At 64.6% G+C, this 18,144-nt stretch carries 16 protein-coding genes; 5 read left to right on the top strand and 11 right to left on the bottom strand.

Going from position 1 to position 18,144, the window contains the following annotated elements; genetic code table 11:
- Positions 1-11: 11 nt before the first annotated feature.
- Together AC1Q6V_RS21010 and AC1Q6V_RS21005 are read left to right on the top strand one after the other, a co-directional pair.
- Positions 12-734 (top strand): DUF6081 family protein, encoded by a 723-nt coding sequence (locus tag AC1Q6V_RS21010; protein ID WP_439670609.1) that lies wholly within the window; start codon positions 12-14, stop codon positions 732-734.
- Between the two features lie 278 nt (positions 735-1,012).
- Positions 1,013-1,198, top strand: a complete 186-nt coding sequence (locus tag AC1Q6V_RS21005; protein ID WP_010809931.1) for a UTRA domain-containing protein — start codon at positions 1,013-1,015, stop codon at positions 1,196-1,198.
- A gap of 113 nt (positions 1,199-1,311) precedes the next feature.
- Here the strand turns inward: AC1Q6V_RS21005 and aspA are convergent, their stop codons facing one another.
- From aspA to AC1Q6V_RS20965, 8 genes are all read right to left on the bottom strand, one after another.
- Positions 1,312-2,745, bottom strand: coding sequence for an aspartate ammonia-lyase (aspA, locus tag AC1Q6V_RS21000; RefSeq protein WP_010809932.1), 1,434 nt, complete (start codon positions 2,743-2,745; stop codon positions 1,312-1,314).
- Positions 2,746-3,256: 511 nt separating this feature from the next.
- Positions 3,257-4,960 carry a SulP family inorganic anion transporter gene (locus AC1Q6V_RS20995; protein ID WP_439669034.1) on the bottom strand — a complete coding sequence of 568 codons (1,704 nt, stop codon included), beginning with the start codon at positions 4,958-4,960 and terminating at the stop codon, positions 3,257-3,259.
- 422 nt (positions 4,961-5,382) lie between these two features.
- Positions 5,383-5,511, bottom strand: coding sequence for a hypothetical protein (locus tag AC1Q6V_RS20990; protein WP_439670608.1), 129 nt, complete (start codon positions 5,509-5,511; stop codon positions 5,383-5,385).
- 54 nt (positions 5,512-5,565) lie between these two features.
- Complete coding sequence (locus tag AC1Q6V_RS20985) at positions 5,566-5,982, bottom strand: DoxX family protein (RefSeq protein ID WP_231881343.1); 417 nt, start codon at positions 5,980-5,982, stop codon at positions 5,566-5,568.
- An 82-nt stretch (positions 5,983-6,064) separates the two neighbouring features.
- A complete protein-coding gene (locus tag AC1Q6V_RS20980) occupies positions 6,065-6,502 on the bottom strand; it encodes a hypothetical protein (protein ID WP_439670607.1) in 438 nt (145 codons plus the stop codon).
- A gap of 198 nt (positions 6,503-6,700) precedes the next feature.
- Complete coding sequence (locus AC1Q6V_RS20975; protein WP_454750408.1) at positions 6,701-7,267, bottom strand: hypothetical protein; 567 nt, start codon at positions 7,265-7,267, stop codon at positions 6,701-6,703.
- Positions 7,264-7,575: a hypothetical protein gene (locus AC1Q6V_RS20970; protein ID WP_439667953.1), complete on the bottom strand. Its 312-nt coding sequence runs from the start codon at positions 7,573-7,575 to the stop codon at positions 7,264-7,266. The genes AC1Q6V_RS20975 and AC1Q6V_RS20970 overlap by 4 nt, the downstream gene beginning before the upstream one ends.
- A gap of 128 nt (positions 7,576-7,703) precedes the next feature.
- Complete coding sequence (locus AC1Q6V_RS20965) at positions 7,704-10,418, bottom strand: cation-translocating P-type ATPase (protein ID WP_454750409.1); 2,715 nt, start codon at positions 10,416-10,418, stop codon at positions 7,704-7,706.
- Positions 10,419-10,642: 224 nt separating this feature from the next.
- On the opposite strand from AC1Q6V_RS20965, the gene AC1Q6V_RS20960 reads away from it, so the two are divergent.
- The 3 genes from AC1Q6V_RS20960 to AC1Q6V_RS20950 all read left to right on the top strand — a co-directional run bounded on the left by AC1Q6V_RS20960 (position 10,643) and on the right by AC1Q6V_RS20950 (position 13,936).
- Complete coding sequence (locus AC1Q6V_RS20960; RefSeq protein WP_010809938.1) at positions 10,643-12,001, top strand: MBL fold metallo-hydrolase RNA specificity domain-containing protein; 1,359 nt, start codon at positions 10,643-10,645, stop codon at positions 11,999-12,001.
- 59 nt (positions 12,002-12,060) lie between these two features.
- Positions 12,061-12,891 carry a universal stress protein gene (locus AC1Q6V_RS20955; RefSeq protein ID WP_011615458.1) on the top strand — a complete coding sequence of 277 codons (831 nt, stop codon included), beginning with the start codon at positions 12,061-12,063 and terminating at the stop codon, positions 12,889-12,891.
- Positions 12,892-13,288: 397 nt separating this feature from the next.
- Complete coding sequence (locus AC1Q6V_RS20950) at positions 13,289-13,936, top strand: response regulator transcription factor (RefSeq protein ID WP_010809940.1); 648 nt, start codon at positions 13,289-13,291, stop codon at positions 13,934-13,936.
- Between the two features lie 39 nt (positions 13,937-13,975).
- On the opposite strand, the gene AC1Q6V_RS20945 is transcribed toward AC1Q6V_RS20950, so the two are convergent.
- The 3 genes from AC1Q6V_RS20945 to AC1Q6V_RS20935 all read right to left on the bottom strand — a co-directional run bounded on the left by AC1Q6V_RS20945 (position 13,976) and on the right by AC1Q6V_RS20935 (position 18,063).
- Positions 13,976-14,374, bottom strand: coding sequence for a response regulator (locus tag AC1Q6V_RS20945; protein ID WP_011615457.1), 399 nt, complete (start codon positions 14,372-14,374; stop codon positions 13,976-13,978).
- Positions 14,375-14,657: 283 nt separating this feature from the next.
- Positions 14,658-17,354 carry a bifunctional acetate--CoA ligase family protein/GNAT family N-acetyltransferase gene (locus AC1Q6V_RS20940; RefSeq protein WP_492316396.1) on the bottom strand — a complete coding sequence of 899 codons (2,697 nt, stop codon included), beginning with the start codon at positions 17,352-17,354 and terminating at the stop codon, positions 14,658-14,660.
- 55 nt (positions 17,355-17,409) lie between these two features.
- Positions 17,410-18,063 carry a BON domain-containing protein gene (locus tag AC1Q6V_RS20935; RefSeq protein WP_011615455.1) on the bottom strand — a complete coding sequence of 218 codons (654 nt, stop codon included), beginning with the start codon at positions 18,061-18,063 and terminating at the stop codon, positions 17,410-17,412.
- Positions 18,064-18,144: the final 81 nt, after the last annotated feature.

Raw genomic sequence — 18,144 nt, 5'->3', positions numbered from 1 at the left:
GAGACCACGACATGCCAACCACCATTCTCGATCCATTCACTTCCGGGCAGCCGGCGCCGGAAACCTGGCGCACGCTTGAGTTGCCCGCCGGCGACGGCGCTACCTGGACGTTTCGCGATCCCAACCTGCAGCTGAATGCCTCGGACGGCGTGCTGGAGGCGAGCATCGAAACGTTCCGGATCCGGCATGACCACGTGCAGATGTTCGACAACCCGAAGCTGCTCATGGTGATGCAGAAGCCGGTGCCGCTCTCGGAGACGGGCGGCACGACGATTTCATGGGAGATGGCCTGCGAGAACCACAACGGCAATCCCGATGACCTGCTCGATGGCTTCGCCGTTTTAAGCCTCGGGGACTTCGAAACTGGCATGGTGTTCGATTTCATCATGTCGGGAAAATGCATCGGCGTCGTCTATGAGCGACTCGCTTTGCCGGGCATCGTACCCACGGGCGCGGACTGGATCCATGTGGTGCAGTCCCCGCTGATGGCGCAGCCCCGTCCAGGCGGGTTTCACCGGTACGAGATCCGCTTCGACCGGAAGGCGCGCGCTTGCGAATGGTGGCTGGACGGCAAGCGCATGTATGCCGTGTCCGATATCCCGGTGGAGGTCCGGAGCGTCACGCCTGGCGTGGGGCTGATGACGCTCAAGCCTATCGAAGGCGGCAAGGGCAGCATCTCCAATCACGGGCAGGGCGCCACCGGACGCTGGCGCAACCTGGCCGTGCATAGCTGACACATGCGTTGGCGCCCGCATCCGGAAGCCGCTTGTGCCGCTGCCGAGGCATTCGCTCCATCTCCCGCGCCAGCAAATGCCCTGCGCGGTTGACGGTAAAAGCGACGGTAAGGCCTGAAGTCGATCTCAGGCATCCCTTTAACCACGCGGCTTTTGGCGGCCTGCTGATGATAGAGTGGGAGTGATCCGGCGTCCGGCATAGACCGGCACCAAATAGCAAGAAACTAGCTTTGAGCCCGCGTAACTGCGGGCTTTTTCTATTCGGAGTCCCGCACGATGTGCGCGCGGTTGCGGTCAGCGACCGGCACGTCGCTGACGCGCTCAGGCTGGAGCCTGGAGCCGCGGCGCCGAAGATCGTGCGGCGCTATATGGATGCGGCGGGCGAGACCTTTGAAGTCTCGGTGACGGTGCATCCCGCCGACAGCTTTTCGGTATCGATGCGCTTGCAGCGCTCGTCGGGCTAATAAGGCCGCCACTTGCTGCACAGGGCTTGCTGCACGGAATCGCAGGGCGGCGGGACTTGTATCCTGGAGCCTGACCGGCGGGCCAGTCTTCCCATTGAAGCGGGCTCGGGTTGTCATCGGACAAACGACTTCCCATGCAAGTCCAGCGGCACCGGCTGGGTCAGCGTCTCGGGGCGCAGGATGCGGTCGAGTTCCTCTTTCGACAGCAAGCCCTTGCGCAAGACGATTTCATAGACGCTGCCGCCCGTGGCGTGCGCTTCCTGCGCAACGGCGGTCGCGTTCGCATAGCCGATGTAGGGGTTGAGCGCCGTCACGACGCCGATCGAGTTCTCGACCGTGGCGCGCAGCCGGTCGGCATTCGCGGTGATGCCTTTGACGCAGCGCTCGGCGAGCGTCAGGCAGCCGTTGCGCAGATGGCTGACGCTCTTGAACAGACTGTGTGCGATGATCGGCTCGAACGCATTGAGCTGGAGCTGGCCGGCCTCGGCCGCAAAGCTGACAGTGACGTCATTGCCGATGACTTCGAAGGCGATCTGATTCACGACTTCGGGGATCACCGGATTCACCTTGCCGGGCATGATGCTCGAGCCGGCCTGCATCGGCGGCAGGTTGATCTCGCCCAGGCCAGCGCGTGGACCGCTGGATAGCAGCCGCAGGTCGTTACAGGTCTTCGACAGCTTCACGGCAACGCGCTTCAACACGCCGGAGAGCTGCACGAAGGAGCCGCAGTCTTGCGTGGCCTCGATCAGATTGGGCGCGGTCTCCAGCGGGATGCCGGTGATCTCGCGCAGGCGCCGCAGCACCACCGGCGCATACGACGGATGCGCGGTGATGCCGGTGCCGATCGCGGTGGCACCGAGGTTGATCTCGCAGATCAGCATCGCGGCTTCGCGCAGGCGCGCCTCGTCTTCTCCGAGCATCACGGCGTAGGTGCTGAATTCCTGGCCGAGCGTCATCGGCACGGCGTCCTGCAACTGGGTGCGGCCCATCTTGATGATGTGAGCGAACTCGTCGGCCTTCGCCTCGAAGGCCCGTCGCAGCACCGCCATGGCGTCCACAAGACCGGCGATACCGAACCACGTAGCGACCTTCAGCGCGCTCGGGTAGACATCGTTGGTGCTCTGGCCGATGTTGACGTGCTCGTTCGGGTGCAGGTGCTGGTACTCGCCCTTCTGATGGCCGAGCAGTTCGAGCGCGCGGTTGGCGATCACCTCGTTGGCGTTCATGTTGGTCGAGGTGCCGGCGCCGCCCTGAATGACATCGACGACGAACTGGTCGTGCAGCTTCCCGGCAATCAACTCCTGGCAGGCGCCGACGATTGCGTCGCAGCGCGCCTGGTCGAGCAGGCCCAGCTCATGGTTGGCCTGCGCCGCGGCCTGCTTGATCGCAGCCAGCGCCTTGATCAGCTCCGGGTAGATGGAGATCGGGGTGCCTGTGATAGGGAAATTCTCGACGGCGCGCAACGTATGCACGCCGTAGTAGGCCTGGACAGGGACTTCACGGTCACCCAGGAGGTCATGTTCGGTTCTGAAGAGTCCGGCAGTCATGGTTACGCTCCTCGCGTAAATTGGTTTCAGCACTATGGCCGAAGTCTAGGGAATCGGCCGTGCCCGGAGCGCGTTCGATGCCAAGATTTCATGGAGTGTCGCGGCGCAGCGCATGGTTATGCAGAAATCGCATAAGTGCGCGGCGCTTGGTGACACTGCGCATCCGACAGCTGTTCGGATCAGGTCTTCCACCGTCTTGGAATGGACGCCTGCGCCGTAGCGGTGCCGCTGATGCTGAAGCTAGTATTTGACGATGTCACGCCGGGGCATGATCGTCATCGTCAGCCGCCTGCGTGCCGACGAAGCACGGCTGCTGAAGCTGCTTTCACAACGAGCCAGGACGGCATGGGGCGTCCCGAAGCGCTACCCTGCCGGGGACGCATGTCACGCGGAACACCTCTGCGAGCGGCTTGCCGTTGACTTCGAGGGAGAGGGCGGCCGTGACGGCGCCCCGGGTGGCGCTGCCGGCGGCGTCTTGGGCGTTGGCCACCGATGGCAGCTTCAGGCCACCCTAAGCAGGTTCCCACGTCTGGCCCAGTGACCGGACGCACTCATCCACGCTCAGTTCATGCAGTGACTCGCGCGGCAGCGTTTCGCTGGCCGCGCGTGTCAGGACAGCCAGCACGGGTGGCTTAAGCCGCACCAGCAGCAGGCGCTGGCCTTTGGCGGCCACCTCGGACGCGAAAGTATGCAGCGCCTCGATCGTCGAGCCATCGATGTCCGGCGTCTCCTCCATGCTGAAAACAAGCGTATGGAGCCCCGGCCCGGCTGCCTCGTGCAGGTGTCGCGCCCTGGCCAGCATGCGTTCCGCATTGGCGAAGAACATCGGCGCTTCCGGTCGAACGATCAGCACGCCCGACAGAGTCCGGGCCTCAGGGTGAGCCGCGATGTCAACGTAGTCGTGGCTAGAGCCAAGGCGCCCCAATTCGCTGACTCTTGGTTCGGAGAAGCTACGCAGTGTCAGCATCAGGCTGATCCCGATTGCCACCAGCAGTCCGTCTAGCACGCCAAGCAGGACCACGGCGACACATGCGGCAACCACCAGCAGCCGGTCGCGGCGCCATGTCCAGTAGGGCCTGAATGCATCGAGACGCAACGTATGGCTCACGGCATGTATCACGATGGCCGCGAGCACGGGTTCGGGCGTGCGTGCAAGCTGCGGCAGCAGGGCGGCGACAATCAGCGCGATGACTGCTGCGGCGCACCAACCCGCCAGGCGTGACTGTGCGCCGGCTGCTTCATTTGCAGACGTGGCGGAATAGCCCGCCCCGACTGCCATGCCATGTAGCAAACCGGAGCCAATATTGGCCAGACCCAGTGCGACCAGGTCGCGGTTGGGTGAGGTCACATCACCGTACTTGAGCGCAAAGCTGCGGATCGAGCCGTACGATTCCGCATACAGGATCAGCACCAGCGCGAAGGCGAGCTCGCCAACGCGCAACCACTGTACGCGCTGCAGGTCGGGCAGGCCGATGGTGACATTTGCCAGATCAATCGTGCCCACTTCGGCAATGCCGTAGTGCGACAGATCGGTGGCATAGGCTGCTGTGATGCCCAGCATGATCACCACCAGCGGTCCCGGCACCCGCCGCAAGCGCGCCAGCGCGAACAACAAGGCCAGCGCCGCCAGGCACGCGGCGAGCGCATTGACGTTCCAACTCGCCGATTCGTGCAGGAACTGGTAAGTGAAACGTGGCAGGTCGCTGTGCGTCGGGTGGATCCCGGCGATGCTCGAAATTTGCCTGAGGATGATAATGACCGCTAGTCCGAATGTGAAGCCGCGCAGCACCGGCTTGGCAATGAAGTCGGTGATGCCGCCCAAACGCGCCATGCCCGCCAGAACCAGGAAGACACCGGCCAGCGTCACGAACCCGGCGGCAAGCGCCAGGCGCAGCGCGGCATCGGCGCCGCTCGTCGACAGCGTGGCCGCGGCCAGCACCGCAGCGGAAGATGAGGTGGCCGACACCACCGCGAAGCGGCTCGTGCCCACAATGCCGTATATCACCAGCCCGACTAGCAGGCCGACCAAGCCAGCTTGCGCAGGCAGATTGGCGATGCCGGCGTATGCAACGGCTTCCGGCAGAAGCAGACCGGCAATAGAGCAGCCGGCGATCACATCTCGCCCGAGCCGTTGGCTTCGTGTCAGCGCCACGTCATTGGCCCTGCCGGTATCCGGCGGGGTGGACGAACCGGGGGCATCAGACGCAGGACACATAGTCGATGTAGTTCGGGCGATCGGCGGTCCGCTTATTCTGCCACTGATAGATGCCATCGAAATGACTTCGGCGTCGTTGCACACGGAGCGCCCTTATGGCGACCCCGCCCCAACGATGCTCGCCAGCCAATCGAACTTGGTCCTTCCGTCCACAGAAGTTGTGAGTGCAAGCATCACGTCTGAAGACTTGAACGTCCCATCCCTTTGGCTTGCTGACGAGGAACGCCACATGCATTCAACCCTATTCCACCAGGCAATGGCACTGACCTTGGCGGCGACCGCCATGGCCCTGTGCCATGCGCAGGAATTGCCGCTCCAGGCACCGCGCAGATCCGCGAATCGGCCGGGATCCTTTATGTTTCCGGTGGCGTCGGCACGGAAGACGTGGCGCGCATGAAAAAAACTGGCGCCGCGCTTTAATGTCAGAATCCGCTTCCAGGACAATGCCACTGGGCGTGGATGCCCGCGCCCGGCGTCCGGGTCGTCAACCGCAACCACACGTGGCCCGCCTGCGCTTCGTCGAGGTGGTTCTTCTCTGCTTCGTTGCTCATGGCGATTCTCATCTCGCAAGGTGGCGGGCGCCAGGTGCGTACCGGGCAGCCATCTTATGGGACTCTTGCTTGCATACGTGACGATTCAATGGCGAATACCACCAGCATGCCGCCCAGGATTGAGACATTCTTCAGAATGTGGTTAAGCTGATTCATGAAGTCTGCGGGATCGGCGCGCCAGAAGCCATGGAAGATGATGGTGGTGGGTACCAGGAACAGTGCAAGAAGCAGCGCGCCCAAGCGTGCGCTCCAGCCCGAGATCAAAGTCAGTCCACCACCAATTTCAACTGCGATGGTTAGCACCAGCAGCAAATCCGGGCTCGGCAGTTCAGCGCTGGCAATCCACGCAGAATAGGCCGCGAAGCTGCCAATCTTCAGGAGTCCGGAAAATAAAAAAAGAGAGCCGAGAAGCGCACGACCGACAGAGTACGTTCGTGAAACGACCGTGGGCGCGAGTGACATAGTGGTCATGACCATCTCCAAAACGAAGAGCGGTTGCAGCCAAGAGCCAGTCCCCAATTAGGAGTCCCGCTCCTTTTCCTTGCCGGTGCCGTCATCCCAAGGGCGGACCACCTTGGCCGAGCGTGGCGAGCCGCCCGAGATAATCCGTGCAGCGGCCGCTGACGGGCGAAGGATCGAACGGACGATTTTCCGGTAGCGGTGCGCCACCTTCATGAGTGCCGGGAGCTTGATCCGCTTCACGGTGCGGACGTTCAGTGCTCCCTGCACGCCGGATGGCCGCGATCAGCATGTGGCTCCGCGCCGCCAGCAAAGTCTCCTCAAATCGCGCCATTGCCTCTGACAGCAGATTCAACTCGACCTGGCTCTTGGCGTCGTCCGCCTTGCAAGCATCAATCTCGGTGTAGATGCGCTTGCCGAGCTCACGCACGAGAACAGGATCGAGCTGTCCTTGAGATGCTGCGTGACTCAGGTGAAACAGCAGGGTGATCAATCCGTTCGGAGTGGAACGGGGCGGCGAAGCTGTGCTCATTTGTTGCCCCAACATTGCAGTCCCCAAATTTGGCAAGCCACTGGCTATAGGATCTGGAAAATCCCGGAGTTTTGGCTACATCAAAGAAAAGATTGACAGGCCATTGGCCCGCAACGATGCGTGCCGGCTTCATATGCGTTTGGCTGTCACGACACGTGCGCCGCCTTGCAGCCGGTGCCCTTCGCAATGAGGCCTTTCTTATGTGGGAGTCGGGTACTGGGGCGTTCGTGTCCGTGCGTGCAGCCAGTCTCGTTCCAGGTTGATCAGGTTGAAAAGAAATGTGAGGTCCATCGGCTCGGCTTCAGCCGTAATCCATTGCTCGTGATCGACGTCTTGATAAATCAGCGTCAGGTAATAGCGGCCGTGAGGCAGTTTGAGGTAGACCAGGGGACCGTCCGAGACCAGCTGTAGCAGGCGGTTGCCCTGTTCGTTGACCAGGATCAGTGTGACGCCAGAAACGGGGTTGCCTTCTGAAGGGTCCTGGAAGCTGAGCCGCACATTGAATTGGCCGGCGATAGCCTGCATTTGCCGCAAGGCTTCGCGCCCCATCCCGCCCGAGACATACCGGACGCCAGCGGATTGGTGGATTTCCGGCGGCGTTGGATGCGTTGCGAGGATCTGCGCGTGGAGAAGCGGTGCGGTACCAAGGAGCAGCGCGGCGGCAGCTGCACGCTCAACCTTGCTGGCGCGCATTGCAAGTGATCGATGGTGGCTAACGGGAGCCTGGAGGTTTTCCTCGTGTCCACGCTGCAGCTTCGCGGTCATGACAATCCTCCTTTGCGGCGCGCAAAATATCGCCCGTCTATTTTGAAGCGTAGCTCGCATGCGCACTGTCCCATTGATGCATCGCAAACGAGATACCAAATACATTCAGCCGCCTTCCCCTGGGAGCAGTACTCGGTGGCGAACTCGCGGATCGCGCCGTCAGAGGTTTGTCCTGGGCCCATGTAACCGGCGATCGTGGCGGCATTACCGGAACGGGCAATGCGCACGGACGAGTGCGTGTGCGCACACCCGGCCGTATTGCCTGAGCATGCGGTATCCCAGTTCTCGATGACCGCCGACAGCTTCATGTCGCGCACTGGCGTATATAGAAGTGGTGTCCCCTCCATGCCCTATTGGCTTCTGTGGGAAGAGCGGCGCCTGTGCTCCGTGGCCAACGGGGTGATGGAATTCTGAGTTGGCGAGCACCGGTCTCCCGCTACAGCTTGCACCGCCGGCTCCACCATTTGTCCAGCTCCACTGCAATCGTCAATGTGAGCGCGAGCGACAACAGTCCAGCCCACGTCGTAGCCGACACAGGTGTGAGACCGAGCGTGTCGCTTAGCCCGGGTATGTACATGGCAGCGATATGGAGTAACTGGGCAGCCAGTACGCTGACCACCAGCATCGGATTGGCGAAGACCCCCTGTCGGAATACGGAGTGGCGCTCTGAACGGCTACTAAACGTCTGCAAGTTCTCAAACAGCACAAACAGCAGCAGCAATTGGTTGCGTGCCTCGTTTAGGGGATAGCCGCGGTCGAGCAGCCAGTAGAAAGTTGCAAATCCCCCTACGCCCATGACAAGAGTCGAATAGCAGATGCGGCGGATCATTACGCGGTCAAAGATCGGCTCCCGGGGCTTGCGCGCCGGATATGACAGTTCGTCGCCTTCCGCATGCTCGGTAGCCAGAGCCACATCCTGGATGCCATTGGTTACGAGGTTGAGCCACAGCAGCTGCACCGGCAGCAATGGCATTGGCAGGCCCAGGGGAATCGCCAGCAGAAACAGAACCATTTCGGCCGCGCCCGTGGAAACCACCATGAAGATGACTTTGCGAATGTTCGCGTACGCCACCCTGCCTTCATTTATGCCGTTGACGATGGACGCGAAGTTGTCATCGGTGAGGACTATGTCTGCGCTTTCCTTCGCTACTTCAGTTCCCTTTCGGCCCATGGCCACACCGACGTGTGCGTGCTTGAGCGCAGGAGCGTCGTTGACGCCGTCGCCGGTGACTGCCACGAAATGGCCGGTTCTTGCCAGCGACAGGACAATGGACAGCTTCTGATCCGGACTGACGCGGGCGTAGATGCGCGCACGGCGGGTCAGTTGGTCGAGTCCGTGCGGCCCCTTGCTCTCGGCCTGGCGCACCTGCTCGCCCGTCACGACCTGGTCCGTGGTAAAGCGCAGCCCCGCCTGCGCGCCAATTGCGCTGGCTGTCAACGGATCGTCGCCAGTCACCATCGCCACGTCGATGCCGGCGCTGTAGCAGCGTCGGATAGCGTCCGGGACCTCCGGGCGAACCGGATCCTTCATGCCTGCCATTCCCAGAAAGGTCAGGTTGACCAGGTGCCCGTGTCCGTAGAACCCGTCCGGCTCTGCATCAATCGTGCCTTCTGCGAACGCCAGCACGCGTAGTCCTTGCGCGGCCAGCGCTGCCTTTTCCCGAAGCAGTCCTTCGCGCCGGATCGGCACGGCATGGCCGCGAACGTCCGCCTGGTCGCACATGGCAATCAGAGTCTCGGGCGCTCCCTTGACGAACACGCGGATCGTCTCTTCGTGCCGGTGGAACGAGGCCGCGTACCGCAGGTCTGGCTCATACGGGATACGGGCCACCAAGGGGTACCGCTGTCGGATCTCATTGGCTACGGTGCCCCCCTTGTGCGCTGCGGCCAGCAGCGCCACGTCCGCGCTGTCCCCGGTGCCAGTCCAGCCATCACGCTCCCTGGATAGTTGGGCCTCGTTTGGCAGCGCCGCGGCCCTTAGCAGGGCCGCTACCCGCGTTCTCGCGTCATGGTCGGTGGTGCCGGCGGCGCGGATCGTGCAGTTGTCCAGATCGTGTCCGACGTCGCAGCAAAACGCCGTGCCGTCGGGAAGCCGGATATCGGTGACGACAAGCTCGTTCATGGTCAGGGTGCCGGTCTTGTCGGTGGCGATCATGGTGCAGGATCCAAGCGACTCCACGGCGGGCATTTTGCGCACGATCACATGGGCCTTCGCCATCCGCCGCATGCTGATCGCCAGCGCCACCGAAATGGCGACGGGCAGTCCTTCGGGGATCGCGCTCACCGCCAGTCCGACCGACATCATGAACAGTTCGCGCAATGCCATGCCGCGCAGCATACCCACCAACACCAGCAACGCCACAGCCACGCCTACCGCCACCGCGATCAGTCGGGAAAAACGCTGGAGCCTGAGAATCAAAGGTGGCTGCGAGATGGATTCGCGGCCCAGTTCCCGCGCAATCCGGCCAATTTGCGTGGCAGCGCCAGTTGCCACGACGATGCCGTGGCCCCTGCCGCGGAGCACCACCGTGCCGGCGAAGGTCAGGCACTGGCGGGCGCTCGCTGGGGCGTTGCTGGCATCACATGCTGAGAGCTTGCGCACCGGCAGCGATTCGCCAGTCAGCAGGGATTCATCGCACTGCAGGTCAATGGCGGAGGTCAGTTCCAGGTCGGCCGGCACTCGGTTGCCGGCTTCCAGCACCACCAGGTCGCCCGGTACCAGCGTACTTGCATCGATCTCCTGCTGGATGCCGTCCCGGATCACCGTGGCACGGGGCTGCTCCATCTTGCGCAGCGCCACGGCCGCCTTGTCGGCCGTATGCTCCTGTGCGGTGCCGATGACGCCGTTAATCAGCAGTACTGCCCCGATGAACAGTGCATCCTTCAGGTCACCCAACGCGAGCGACACCGCTGCCGCGGCCAGGAGAATGTAAATAAGCGGACTGAGGAACTGGCGCAGAAACACCGCGGCCACCGACCTAGGGGCCGCCTGAGGCAGCACATTGCGGCCCACCTCGGCCAGCCGCGCATTAGCCTGCGCGGTGGTCAGGCCGGGTGGGACATGTCCCGGATCGACGCGATCCCGGGTGCCGGAATGTTCTTCGTGAGATCGGGGGCGATCCGTTTGCAACGCGCTGGAGCGATTTTGCATGAGGTTTCCCAAGGTATGCCCGGCGCGGAGCCACGCGTGCACACCCTGGGCGTACGCCACGTGCGGCGGGCGGGTCCGGACACTGTTCAAGCGTAGGTACTCGCGTTTCCGCATGATTGATCCGGATCAACCACCACCCGGTTCCCCCTCCTAGACTGGCTGTATCGGCCAGCGGCACCCGTGGCGGGGCCAACGGCCTTGCGCAAGCGTCAAAGGACACCAGCATGCAACTGCAATTCCTCGGCGCGACCGATACGGTCACCGGCTCCAAGTACCTGCTCGATACCGGCCGTCACCAGGTCATGGTCGACTGTGGCTTGTTCCAGGGATACAAGACCCTGCGCCTGCGCAACTGGGACCCACTGCCGCTCGATCCGGCCAAGCTCGACGCCGTGGTGCTGACCCATGCCCACATCGACCACAGCGGGTATTTGCCCCTGCTGGTGCGCAACGGCTTCCGCGGCAGCGTGCACTGCACCATGGGCACCGCGCAGCTGTGCGGAATCCTGTTGCCAGACAGCGCCCACCTGGCGGAAGAAGACGCCGATTATGCGAACCGCAAGGGCTTCTCGCGTCATCGGCCCGCATTGCCTCTTTACACAGCAGCCGACGCTGCACGAGCAATGCGGCGGCTCCAGCCGATGCAGTTCGGCAAGCGCTTCCAGGTAGTGCCCGGCGTAGAGGCCGAGTTTGCCCGGGCCGGACATATCATCGGCGCGGCTATCGTCACGTTGTTCGTCGACGGCAAGCGCATCGTCTTCTCAGGCGACCTCGGGCGGCAGCAGGACATCGTCATGCGCGCGCCGGAGATGGTGCGTCAGGCGGATTACCTGCTGGTGGAGTCAACCTACGGCGACCGGCGGCATCCGGACGACGACCCGCTCGATGTGCTCGGCGAGATCGTCAGCCGGACGATTGGCCGCGGCGGCAGCTTGATCATCCCCGCTTTTGCGGTAGGGCGCACGCAGAGCCTGCTGTACTGCCTGCACCGCCTGCGCGAACTCAAGCGAATCCCCGACGTGCCGGTGTACCTCAACAGCCCGATGGCCATCGACGCGACCATGATTTTCTCGCTGCATCCGGAAGAGCTGCGCATCAGCCGCGAAGAGTGCGCCGCAGCCTGCAATCTCGCCACCCCGGTGCAGAGCATGGAGCAGTCGATCTGGCTGAACCACGACCGAAGTCCCAAGATCATCCTGGCTGGCAGCGGCATGGCTACCGGTGGTCGTGTGGTCCACCATATTGCCGCCTACGGCCCGGACCCTCGCAACACCGTTCTGCTTTCCGGCTTCCAGGCGGCGGGTACGCGCGGCGCAGCGCTGGCCGCAGGCCGGCGCGACATCCGCGTCCATGGCAAGGACATCGCCGTGCATGCGTCGGTGGAGCAGGTGGAGAACCTGTCCGCACATGCCGATGCCGCGGAACTCATGACCTGGCTCGGCGGCTTTCACCAGGCGCCGCGGCGTACGTTTGTCGTGCACGGCGAGCCACAGGCAAGCGATGCGCTGCGCCAGCACATCGAGCGCGACCTGCGCTGGGCGGTCACCATGCCGGAATATCGGCGCTCCTATCCGCTCGACTGATCCAGGCCGGCGCCTGATATGTGCGCCTTTCGTTACGTCTGCCAAACCGGAATCACGTCATGGACTTCAGAACCATCCTCGTCGACCTCAGCGAAGATTCTGCCCGGTCGGCACGCATTGAAACAGCCGCACGGGTTGCCGCGAAATTCGGCGGCAGCGTGGTCGGGCTGACTGCGACTGGAACAAACCTGGAGCCGTTTCGCGGGGCGGGCGAAGAAGCCGGACAATACGCGGCCCTTGCCGCCAGCCAGCTGCACAAGCTGGTTGCCGGTCACAAGGAGACCCTCGACACGCTGACCAGGCAAGTGTCGCCGGACATCCCCACCCGGCACATCATTATCGACGCTGAATCCGGTTGGGCGCTTGCCGACGAGGGGCGTTTCGCCGATCTCATCCTTCCCGCACCGCCGTCGGCGGATGCCGATGTGCCGGCGCTGCTGGCCGGGGTTGCGGAGTATGCGATGCTCAATGCCGGACGGCCCATCCTGCTGGTGCCGGGCGCGGCCGGCCCGCGCTTTGGTGGTCATGTCGCGATCGCATGGAACGGCGGTCGAGAGGCCGCGCGGGCAGTAGCGGACGCATTGCCGTGGCTCGCGCATGCCAGTGCTGTTACCGCCCTGGTGGTCAGCGCGGCTGCCATTGACGAAGAGACCTGCCGTGACAGCGGGAACCGGCTGACAGCGTGGCTGGCCAGCCATGGCATCAATGCCGATCTGGTTGTCGGGGAGGGCGACCCCGACCACGTTCTGCCGCAACTTGCCTGCAAGGTACAGGCCGACCTGCTGGTCGCCGGCGGCTATGGCCGTTCCAGGCTGAAGGAGCTGGTGCTGGGTGGCACCACCCGCGCCCTGGTGCGTCAGTCATCGTTGCCAGTCTTCATGTCGCACTGACGGGTGACCGCTGCCGGTGGGGCAGTGGCAGCGCATGGCCTGGCCGCAGGCTCGTTCGGCCGGCACATTGCGTGCCGGCCGAATGTTGGTTTGCCGACATACCCGAGCCGCATCCTGAGCTAGTTTCCAACGTGCGTGGCTCAGCCGGTGTCGGCACACGGGTTGTGGCTCCGACGTCGCCGGTACCTGCGAATTTCCGGTTCTGAGCCGCATCTCGCTTCCCATGCCGTTGCCTTTCCGCGCACAAACTCTATAGTCCATTGGCAAGGTAATAGTGACGAGAGCATGCCCCTGAAGGCGTCTTCATCCGCTCCGCAGGCGAGCAGCCTTGTCCAGAGTTCGCCCGACGATGGCTTTCGCCTGGTCGTGCGATTTCCGCGAGAGCAGGGGAACGGGCATGACAAGGGTGATGATTGCGGATGACCATGCTGTGGTACGGGATGGCCTGCGGCATATCCTGGAACGGGCCGGTGTGTTCGAGGTCGTCGGCGAGGCGGCAGATGGTACACAAGTGCCCAGGATGGTACGGGAATGCACCCCGCAGGTGCTCCTGCTTGACCTTTCCATGCCCGGCAGGAGCGGGCTGGAACTGATCCGCTTGCTGCGCGGCGAGCACCCGGCCCTGCGCATCCTGGTCTTGACCATGCACGCCGAGGAGCAATACATCGTTCGTGCGTTCCAGGCTGGAGCGGCGGGCTATCTGACCAAGGAAAGCGCGGCTACGGAACTGGTGTCCGCCATCGGCCAGGTAGCCCGGGGCGGCACCTATGTGAGCCAGTCGATGGCCACGAAGCTGGCAAGCGGGCTGAAGGACCAGAGCGACGACCTGCCGCACCTGAGGCTCTCGGACCGCGAACTGGAAGTCTACCGGCGGCTGGTGCTGGGCGAGCCCATCACGGCGATCGCCACGGCACTGTGCGTCAGCGCCAAGACCGTGAGCACCTACAAGATGCGGCTGATGGAAAAAATGCAGATGCCCAATGAAGCCATGCTGTTGCGCTATGCCATGCGCAATCATCTGTTCGACGACGATGCGGACCTGTAGTGCCACAGTGCAGCGTCGGTCGGCCGCTGGCTTTGTGCCCTATCGCCCCGAAGTCGCAGCCAGCCCGGCCAGGGTCTGGCGCAGCGCATCGAGTTCCAGCGTCTTGTCAAAGCAGTAGCTCCCGCCTGCCTTCAGGCAGGCGCGGCGCAGCGGCGGGCCGAGGTTGTCGGCCAGCACGATCACGATCGAATCCGGTAGCGTCGACCTCAGCGTCCTGACCTCCTGGAGCGCATGAGCATAGCCCGTGCCCAGGCTGATCAGGACGACGTCGGGGCGATGACGCAGGAGCGGGGCAAGTTCCGTGGCTGCGCTGGCGCCCGCACCCGCGACTCGGATGCCAGGCATTCGCCCAAGCAGGCCGAGCTGCCTGGTTCGGATCGCATTGGCATGCTCGAGCAAGTACACGGTAAGCAGGCGGGCAGGATTGCGGTCTGGCATGGTCCTAGTATCGCGGCTCCCCTTGCGGTGGCAAATCAGGGGCGGCTGAGAGTCGCGTCAGGGGGGCAGAAGGCACTGTCAGTGATCCCTGACATGCGCGCGCACGCCTTGCCGGCTTGGCAGTAGCGAGTACGACAGTTTCGACAAGCAAGCCGGCTGGGTGGCGTCTGCAACCGAGGTTGTCGGCTACCGGCTTGTCTCAGGAAAGCGGCCGCCGCCGGCAGTGCGCCTGAAGGCGATCGAAATTGCCAACGCCTTGCGCGCGCGTGCCGATTGCGATGCCTCAACCCTGCGTGCGAACGCTGGCATTCTCCTCGCGCAGCGCAAGGTGCAGACTGACACCGTCGGCGCCGGCCGCGATGCTGGTCCTGAAGCCGCAGGTGCGCGCCAGCGTCAGCATGGCCCGGTTGTGCTGCATGGTGCAGCCCACCAGCGCGCCGATGCCCTTTTCGCGCGCGTAGCGGATCAGCTTGTCGAGCAGCAGCTTTCCCAGTCCTTGTCCCTTGCAGTCCGAGCGCACGGCGATACCGAACTCTGCCTGGACATTGTCCGGATCCGCAACCGCCCGGACCTCTCCCAGGATGGAAGCCTGGCCACATGCATCGGTAGTCGTCGCGATGAACGCCATCTCGCGCGCGTAGTCGATCTGCGTGAGCCTTGCCAACTGGCTGTGTTCCGGCTCGCGGAACGTGCAGAAGTAGCGTGCATGGATATCTTCCGGCGTCAGCTGGCGGAAGTACGCCTGGTAGGCTGCCTCGTCGGTCGGGCGCACGGGCCGCAGCACAATGGTGCGGCCGTCCTGCTCGACGCGTTCCTCCAGCGCTTCCGGATAGGGTTGGATGGCCAGCCGCGTGCCCGGCGCCGGCGCCTTGATGGCGATGCGGGCATCGAGCGCGATGACGCCTGTCGCGCTCGCCAGCAGGGGATTGATATCGAGTTCGGCGATCTCGGGAATGTCGCAGACCAGGCGTGATACCTGTACCAGTACCTGGAGCAAGCCGTCCCCGTCGACGCCCGGGTGTCCGTGCCAGCCTTCCAGCAGGCGCCCGATGCGGGTGCGCGACACCAGGTCTTGCGCGAGCAGCGCGTCGAGCGGCGGCAGCGCAACCGCATGGTCGCCGATGTGTTCGGTGTTGACGCCGCCATGGCCGAACAGCAAGACGGGGCCGAACACGGGATCGGTGGCGGCGCCGACGATCAGCTCGAAGCCATCGCCGTGCCCGGCCATCGGCTGGACGGTGAAGCCCTCCAGCCGTGCCTCCGGGGCTTGCTGCCAGATCCGCTCGAGCATGGCGCTGCCGGCGCTGCGCACCGCGGCGGCATCGGCGAGGTCCAGTGCAACGCCGCCCGCGGCAGACTTGTGCGTGATGTCCGGGGACAGGATCTTGAGCGCTACCGGATATCCGATCCGTGTGGCCTGGTCGACAGCCTCATCGACGCTTGCCGCGGTCCGGGTCGCGACCACGGGGACGCCGTAGGCGGCCAGCGCGGCCTTGGCCTCCGGTTCGGTCAGCAACGCCCTGCCGGCGCGCAGGGCATTGCCGATGATCGTGCGCACCTGTTCCTTGTCGGCCTGCGTGTACGTGTCGTCTGCGGGCGGCGTGCGCATCAGCAATTGCTGGTTCCTGTGGTATTCGCAGGCCTGCAGGAAGCCGCGCACTGCCCGCTCCGGGGTATCGAAGGTCGGCACGCCGGCATGCCGGCACAAGCGGCGTGCCTGCAGCACGGCATCCGCCCCGAGCCATGCGGTCAGCAGCGGCTTGCCGCCCGACGGCGCGCTGACGAGCGCGGCTGCGATCTCGGCGGCTGGCACGATGGCCGTGGGCGCATGGATCATCAACACAGCGTCAACCTCGGGCGCCTCGCACAGGATGGCGTAGGCCTGCAGGTAGCGCTCGACGGGCGCGTCGCCGATGATGTCGATTGGATTCGCGCGCGGCCAAGTGGCGGGCAGCACCAAGTCCAGCCGGGCCAGGGTCTGGTCTGACAGTCGGGCCAGGGTCCCGCCGGCATCCGCCAGCGCATCCGTCGCCATCACGCCGGCGCCGCCGCCATTGGTCAGGATGGCGAGGCGCTCGCCGCGCAGCCCTTGCATGCGGGCAAGCATCTCGACGGCGTCGAACAGGCCCTCGGTGCTGTCCACGCGCAGCATGCCGGCACGCCGGATGGCGGCGTCGTAGACGTCGTCGGCACCCGCCATGGCGCCTGTGTGGGACGCGGCGGCGCGTGCAGCCTGCGCCGAGCGTCCGCCCTTGACGATCAGCACCGGCTTGTTGCGGGCGGCGGCGCGTGCCGCAGACATAAACTTTGCGCCATGGCGGATCGCTTCCACGTAGAGCAGGATCGCATGCGTCCCGGCGTCGCCGGCGAGGTAGTCGAGCACGTCGGCTGCGTCCACATCGGCACTGTTGCCCAGCGAGATGAAATGGGAAAAGCCGATCTGCCGCGAGCGCGACCAGTCCAGCACGGCGGTGGCCAGCGCGCCGGATTGGGTGGCGAATGCCAGCTTGCCTTGCCGGGCCGCGCCGGGCGCGAAACTGGCATTGAGGCTGATTCCCGAAGCGAGCAGCCCGACGCAGTTTGGCCCGAGAATCCTGAGCAGATGGGGCCGCGCCGCGTCCAGCATGGCCTGCCGCAGGGCGCCTGCGGCACTGTCCTCGGGACCCTCGAAGCCGGCGGTCAGCACGATAGCCGCGCGCGTGCCGGCGGCGCCAAGCTCGGCGATGAGCCCCGGGATGGTGGGCGCGGGCGTGCATAGCACCGCCAGGTCCGGCGGTGCCGGCAACGCGCCGACGCGCGCGTAACAGGGCTGGCCCGCCAGCGTCGCATACTTCGGGTTGACCAGGTACAGCTGGCCGGTGAAGTCGCCCGCGGACAGGTTCGCCAGCACCGTTGCCCCCACGCTATGCGGCCGCAGCGTCGCGCCGATGAGCGCGACCGAGCGCGGACGGAACAGGGCATCGAGATTACGGACAGTCATGGCTGGCCCTCATGGCAACCGGCGGCAACCCTCCCGACAGGGCCCGGTCGGGAAGTCAGAGATTCACCTGGATGATGTTCGATACTTCGCTCACCCCAGGCGCCGCCCAGGCGGCTTCGGAAGCGGCCTCGCGCTCGGCCCAGCTGCGCAGGCTACCGCGCAGCGTCACCACGCCGTCCTTGACGTCGACCGCGACATGGGTCGCGTCGTCCGCCGCCTGGCGCTCGATGGCCCTGGCGATCCGTTCCTTCACGTCGTGGGCCGCGATCGCAGGCTGGACCACGATGGCGTTGGCTACACTGACCACGCCGTACAGGCCGCCCACCGCGTGCTCGGCGGCCAGGCGCTGGTAGTTCCAGTCGACCGTGCCGGTCAGCGTGACGCAGCCGTCCTCGACCATCACCTGGATGCGATCCGCGGGCAGCACCGAGGTCCACGCCAGGATGTTGCTCGCTGCGCGTGCGATGTCCGCGTCCGTGCGCTGCGCGTCATCGGGCAGGCGCACGTCGATTTCGACGGCCAGGCCTTTCACGCCGGGCACGCGCCTGACGGCCTTCTCGGCAGCGTACTTGCCGGCATGGCTGCTGAGATGGCCGGTCAGCGTCACCACGCCGTCCTTGACCTGGACACCGACCTCGGTGGCATCGACGGCCGGGTCCCAGGCCAGTTCCTCGACCACATGCTGCTTGAGCTGGATATCGCCTTTCATGTTGGTTGTCTCCTGTTTGCCTGGCGCCCTCGGGCGCGATCGCGGCGCGTGCCGCCTGCTCCGTGCGTGCCAGCGCGGGCA

It is taken from the genome of Cupriavidus sp. GW823-FHT07B10 (assembly GCF_058794355.1).
This window is presented reverse-complemented; position numbering and strand designations above follow the sequence as displayed.